This is a genomic window from Companilactobacillus insicii, assembly GCF_003946015.1.
Lineage (GTDB): Bacteria > Bacillota > Bacilli > Lactobacillales > Lactobacillaceae > Companilactobacillus > Companilactobacillus insicii.
Genome location: NZ_RHNU01000064.1, coordinates 1 through 4,489, shown reverse-complemented (window position 1 = coordinate 4,489; position 4,489 = coordinate 1). Strand labels below are relative to the sequence as shown.

Below are 4,489 nucleotides of genomic sequence, written 5' to 3'. Positions count from 1 at the left end.
GGTCCTTTTTCTATCCAGAAATTTAGACAATAAAAAAACTGGTATTGGCTTTCACCAATACCAGAAAGTTTAGACCCAAAATATCTAGCCCTTTTTATACTTACTCAATTTTTCTAATTATTATACTTATTATTTATTTCCTTTGTTATCGACACTCTAGACATTGTGTTGTTAGGATCAGTAATATTTCTCCAATTTTCGTTATTCAAAACATACTCTTTTGAATGATTAGTCTTCACCCAGATTCCAGAAATAGGATCATAAGGAACATAAGCATTCGTACTACTTTTAATGTCATTTTTACGCATTGCATCAATAAAGGCAGAACTATCCTTTGAACTATATTTAATCGTATCGACCGCAGTTATAATATGCGATCCTATCTCAGGTAATGGCACGTCAGTATCATGGAAATACACTAAATCATCAGGTTGAGTATCAACTGTAACGCCGTTATATGTATTGCTACTCATATTATGAAATAGTCTTTTAGACTTAATCAATCCACCATGCAATACTATGGTAATTGTTTTTTTATCTAGCCTTTTATCATCTCCCATTAATACCTTATCAACTTTAACAGTTGCTTTTGTATAAGTATCATAGTTAATCCCCGACATCTGCTTATAATTAACGATTGTACCTTTAATCAGAGGCTTCTTATATTCCTTCATTTCACTCAAACTATTAGGAGCGATGTATGATGCGTTTTCGCTATAAGATCTAGTATTAATTTTCTTAGCCTTATTTACTTGCGCATCCCACTTATCTCTATTTGTTTTTATCACACTATCAAAAGTTTGCTGTTTAGCTTCTTGATCATCAGTATGTTTAACGGAATTAGATTGACATCCCATTAAAATGGATACGGACAATAGCATAAAAACATACGTTATTATCTTCTTCATAATTTTGATTCCCCTAATCATATTTAGTTATATCCTATCATTTACGCCACAAGAATAACCATCGTAATTATGTATAAATAAAAACAATAATATAAATAAAAAAGCCAGACATTTCTGTCCAACTTTATAACGACGTTATAATATTAGAATAGTGAAACAACAAAGCAAATTGCGGTCCACACACTAATCTTGATTTTGCTACTTTGAGATATTTTTAATTCTTTCCAATTAGTCCAAGCAATCAAGCCATTTCCAATCAAGCCAATAACTATCTTGATCCAAATATTCAACGCTTTGCCAGCAATAAGACCAGCGATAATTGATAATATTGCTGCAACTACTAGCCCAATAACAATATTAACAAAGATAATCTTTTGAAATCCCGTCTCGTTATTGTTCAATACCAAATACATGACTCCATAATATATGGCAAAACCAATAATAATAGTAAGTAGATACATTCCTAATTCTAAGGCTTTACCCATAGCTGGAGCGCTACTGATGTTTTGATTAGATAGAAACATTTGTATTAATTCCGAAAATGCTAGAATCAAGAACATTGCGAATAATGTCCATCCATCAAGTTTGTATAATTTTTTCATATTAATCCCCTTTTTAATACTGGCTATTCTTCTTTTAGCAATCCAACTAGTGGTGATTTGGCAGCTTTATTTGATGGTATAAATCCAAATATCAATCCGACTGCTGTTGATACTGATAGTGAAATAGCTAATGAATATCCTGTAACAATTGCCTTAAATGGTAAGAATGCATTAATGATAGCAACTAATCCATATCCACATAAGATACCGATCAATCCACCAATGACACAAAGTACCACACTCTCGATTAAGAATTGACTACGTATATCACTCGATGTTGCACCGAAAGCTCGGCGAATTCCAATTTCCTTACGACGCTCAGACACGGTAATATACATAACATTCATAACGCCTATACCAGCAATCAATAGTGATATACCAGCAACTAAGGCAACAAAGTATGTCACATAATTCAACATTTTAGTGAAGGTCTTACTAATTTGATCAGGATTTGAAACCTCATAGTGTCCCATTTGTTTATCCTCACCAAACTTCTTCATTTGATCAACCGCACGTTTTCCAACGGATTTTTTATTTACATCTGGTTTGACATAAATTCTAGCAATATCTTGAGTTATTTGATTTGCGAATAGCTGTTTGAAAACATCTTTTGAAACATAGATATCTGGACGATAATTAAAATCACTAATATTATAGATTCCACGTATTATGAAAACATTTCCTTCTATAATAAGTGGCTTGTTCAAGGCGCTTTCATCTTTGAATATACGAGAAGCCAAGTCGTGTGAAATAAAAATATTACTCATATCAGAATTATCAATCGATGTACCAACACCCTTATACAAATTTAGGTGTTTGGGTGATTTATTCAAACTAGTAGATTCATGTTTAGTCTTGTACTGTATCTTAGCATTTGCTTCTGTATTACTGCTATCCAATTTAACGTGATCTACTCCAGATACTTTCTCCAAAGTACTGACATCATTTTGTGTGAAACCACTAGTTGTATCATCGTATGACGATGCTTGAAAACTAATCGTTACACGACCTTTGTCATTATGAGTACCCATACCTTTGGTCATAGTCTTAGTAAAGCCATCACCTACAGCTAGAATAGCGATAACACAAGCTATACCAATGATAATACCTAGCATTGTCAAAAAGTTACGATTCTTATTCTTGCCAATTGACTTGAATGCGATCAAAATTTTATCAATCATTTTTAAACACATCCTTTGCATCGTGATACAACTTACCATCACGGATATAAACCGTACGCATGGCATACTTAGCCACTTCTTCATCGTGAGTAACCATAATAATAGTTGTCCCATCTTGATTTAGTTTGGTGAATATATCCATAATTTCTGTACTCGTCTTACTATCCAAAGCACCAGTAGGTTCGTCAGCAATTATCAGCTTAGGACGATTAACTATTGCTCTAGCAATCGCTACACGTTGTTGCTGCCCACCAGATAATTCTGACGGACGATGTTTTTCTTTTCCAGAAAGTCCAACTTTTTCAATTACATCTTCAACACGTTCATGCTTATTGTGTTGTTCTGTCTTGCTGTAAACCAATGGAACTTCAATATTTTCGTAAACATTGTAAGTAGTCAATAATTTGAAATTTTGAAAAACAAATCCCAGTTGATCACCGCGAATTCGAGATAACAAATTATCCGAAGTGTCTTTATAACTCTTATCATTCAATAAGTATTCGCCAGTATAATCTTGATCTAACAATCCTAATATATTGATCAACGTTGACTTACCCGAACCAGATGGTCCCATAATAGCTAAGAACTCACCATCAGCGACTTCCAAATCAATATCTTTGAGAACTTTGAATGGACCGTATGACTTTCCCACGTTATTTATCTTTAACATGAAATCACCGCCCTAGAATAAGACCAGCTTATCGCCAGCCTTAATTCCTTTTTTGACGTAGTATTCATTATCATACTTGGTTAGATCTAGCACTCGTCTATATTTCTTATCATTTCTTACAACATAAACTGTGTCTCCAGACTTAACAGCAGCCTTAGGGATCTTAAACCCACGAGTAGAATTTTGAATTTGTACATGCATTCCATAAGTCAAAGTTTCATCAGTACTTACTTGGAAATGATAATAAGAAACGGCACCGTTATTGTATGGAATCTTATCCTTTGAAGTATATGTCCCATCAATTTTTTCACCATTGTTCTTAATAATTGTGACTGATTTACCAGTAGTGATCTTATCTAATGAGAATTCATTTACGTTACCCTGAATAATCGGTGTACCATAAATAAAACTGCGTCCTTCGCTATCTTTGAAGTACATACCAGAGATAGGTGCTAAAACACTACGATTCTGTTCCTTGTTTATTTTGTTTAACTTATCTTGAGCTTCACCTAATAATGCTTGATCTTTAGCTAATTCTATTTGGTATTCAGTATTCTTATCAGTTGTAGTATTCAATTGTTGAATAGCTAATTGAGCTTGTCTAATTTCTAAATTAGCTGAACTGATTTCACCAGACATATTTTTATAAAATGTAAATAATACTTGTCCTTTAGTAACTTTTTCACCATTTCTTACATGAGATGATGAGAGTATTTCGTCGTCAGATTTAGGTTCATCACTGACAGCATGCTTTTGGTCCGCTTGTACAACACCTGTGAAATTGTCAGTTTGTTCTGACTTCACTGTATAAGTATTGTATTTATCCTTTTGGTTATCACTGCCATTGCCCAAAACCACAGCTACAGTAATAATTGCCATAACGATGGCAATCCCCCAAATTGTAAGTTTGATCTTTTTCATATTTCCTCCCTATTTTCAACACGACTTGTTTCATTATACATTTAATTCTGCTTAATAAATATATTGTTTTAGCGTCTTTAAACGAACATCACCTTACAATTTTGTAAGGTCAAAAAAAGCAAAAAAATATGGGTCTAAACTTTCTGGTATTGGTGAAAGCCAATACCAGTTTTTTTATTGTCTAAATTTCTGGATAGAAAAAGGACC

5 protein-coding genes are annotated in these 4,489 nt (G+C 33.3%); all 5 read right to left on the bottom strand.

The annotated features are described in order from the left end of the window. Positions 1-113 precede the first annotated feature (113 nt). Complete coding sequence (locus tag EKM79_RS12090; RefSeq protein ID WP_125569145.1) at positions 114-908, bottom strand: hypothetical protein; 795 nt, start codon at positions 906-908, stop codon at positions 114-116. Between the two features lie 143 nt (positions 909-1,051). Then, positions 1,052-1,510 (bottom strand): hypothetical protein, encoded by a 459-nt coding sequence (locus EKM79_RS12085; protein ID WP_125569143.1) that lies wholly within the window; start codon positions 1,508-1,510, stop codon positions 1,052-1,054. A gap of 23 nt (positions 1,511-1,533) precedes the next feature. Next, positions 1,534-2,691 (bottom strand): ABC transporter permease, encoded by a 1,158-nt coding sequence (locus EKM79_RS12080; RefSeq protein ID WP_125569141.1) that lies wholly within the window; start codon positions 2,689-2,691, stop codon positions 1,534-1,536. Next, positions 2,684-3,361, bottom strand: a complete 678-nt coding sequence (locus EKM79_RS12075; RefSeq protein ID WP_125569139.1) for an ABC transporter ATP-binding protein — start codon at positions 3,359-3,361, stop codon at positions 2,684-2,686. Before EKM79_RS12075 ends, EKM79_RS12080 begins: the two co-directional genes overlap by 8 nt. Positions 3,362-3,373: 12 nt before the next feature. Beyond that, positions 3,374-4,282: an efflux RND transporter periplasmic adaptor subunit gene (locus EKM79_RS12070; protein WP_125569137.1), complete on the bottom strand. Its 909-nt coding sequence runs from the start codon at positions 4,280-4,282 to the stop codon at positions 3,374-3,376. Between the last annotated feature and the right edge of the window lie 207 nt (positions 4,283-4,489).